The organism is Exobacillus caeni, assembly GCF_005747095.1.
Classification (GTDB): Bacteria; Bacillota; Bacilli; order Bacillales; family Guptibacillaceae; genus Exobacillus; species Exobacillus caeni.
On sequence record NZ_SWLG01000043.1, the window covers coordinates 1 to 1900 of the forward strand.

General features: G+C 45.0%; 1 protein-coding gene. It reads right to left on the bottom strand.

What is annotated here, in order from left to right; genetic code table 11:
- Window positions 1-128: 128 nt before the first annotated feature.
- Window positions 129-1295: a group II intron reverse transcriptase/maturase gene (gene ltrA / locus FCL54_RS23510; RefSeq protein ID WP_138129710.1), complete on the bottom strand. Its 1167-nt coding sequence runs from the start codon at window positions 1293-1295 to the stop codon at window positions 129-131.
- Window positions 1296-1900 lie beyond the last annotated feature (605 nt).

The following is a 1900-nucleotide window of genomic DNA, read 5'->3' on the forward strand; positions in this document are numbered from 1 at the left end:
AGTAGAGTAGGACGAGGGCTTTCGCCCTCGGACCCCTCATCAAACCGGACGTGCGGCTTTCCCGCATCCGGCTTTCTTTTCGTTAGTTCCCCATAACCAGGAGTGAGAAGGCTGATTTCACTCACTGACTAGGAACGATTGGTGAGAAGGTCTACCAACGAAACTAATCCTAACCTATCGAAAATATAGGTCGGTATTAGTCGATTTGAGACCGTTGATTTCTTCTTCCTTATATAAGCTCTAAGTCTCATTCTTATCCAGCTGTCGAGCTTCTTAAATTTCTCTTTTGTATTTCCTATTCCAAAATAGTTCCCAAACCCTCTTATGGTTTGGTTTAGTCTTTTAATAACTTCTCGGACATTCTTCCCCTGGTGCCTCCTCGTGAGATACCGTATATCTTTCTTCACTTTCCTCATTCTTTTCTCGGGAAGGAGAAGGTAATCTTTCCAGAAGTCGAATCCCAGAAAGTGAAAACCTTCATCAAAGTCCACAACCTTCGTTTTCTCTGGATGCATGGTAAGATTTAGTTCATCCTCAAGGATTTCTCTTGCCAACTGGTAAGCCTTGTGTGATTGTCTTTCCGTTTTGCACATAATAACCGCATCATCTGCGAATCGTACCACTGGGTATCCTGCTTCTCGCATTTTCCAGTCAAAGTCATCCAGGTAGATGTTGGCGAGAAGAGGAGAAATGACTCCTCCCTGTGGTGACCCTTCCTCGGTCTCATGAAACTGGCCATCTTCCATGATTCCAGCCTTTAGCCATCCCTCGAGTAAATCAAGAACACGCCCGTCGGCAATCTTCTCCTTTACCTTTCTCATTAATTTAGAATGGGGAATCGTATCAAAATAGGCTTGTATGTCGAGGTCAACCACATATTCATACCCTGCTCTTTTCGCTTTCTTGATGGTTTCAAGCGCCTGATGTTGAGAATGTCCCTTCCGAAAGCCATAGCTATGAGGGTAAAATCCCCTGTCAAACAGTGGTTCAATCATTTGCCGAACCGCCTGCTGTACAATACGGTCACGGATAATAGGAATGCCTAGAGGTCGTTGTTTCCCATTGCTTTTCGATATATACTTTCTTAAGGATGGAGTGGGGTGATAGCGTTTTTCTCTAAGGAACCGTTGAATCTCGTAGAGATTCTGATTTCGGTTCATTTCAAACCAATTAATGGTCTCCCCATCTATTCCTGCACTCCCCTTATTGGCTTTGACCTTCTTCCATGCTTCCTCGAGATTCTTCCTGTCGTAAACTTTATCAATAATGGAATAGTACTTGCGCGTTGGTTTCATTCGATCACCACCTTCCGCGCTTCTCACCACATTGGTCTTATGTCCGCTACAAAGAATGATTCCTTTCTATTTCATCAGATAAGAAATGCGTGCCTAGGAAAATCCAATCGCTTCTTTTCTTATCTGGCTACTCAGGTCGCCGGTTCCCTCTTCCTCGCGTATCATCACGGTTGGCAAGGTCGAACCTACTCGGAAGACCTCGTTTCATTAAGGCGTCTACATTCTTCACTCACGTTCATTCACAACGTTAACGAAATGGAGTCCCTTTACCTCCTCACATAACTTTTGGTTTGTATGAGGGTTAAGCGACATGGCGCTTACTCACTTGAGTTTTATCCTCCAGCCTGTCGCCAGGATTCATTGGCTCAAGCTTCTTCACTACTACGGACTCCGCCGCCACCTGCAGTGTCATCGGTTTGGCTTTCCCCTAAGAGTTATACCTCCCCTACCTTCCAACGTTTGTTGAAAGGAACCTACAGAGCTTCCCCCGGTCATCACACCTTCTGTTCCATCCATCCTGACCCTAATCACGTCAGTGAGTCCTGTAGGTCTTTTCCCTTTTATTGTTTTCCCACAGAATATGCAAAAACGCATAGGTTTCCTCG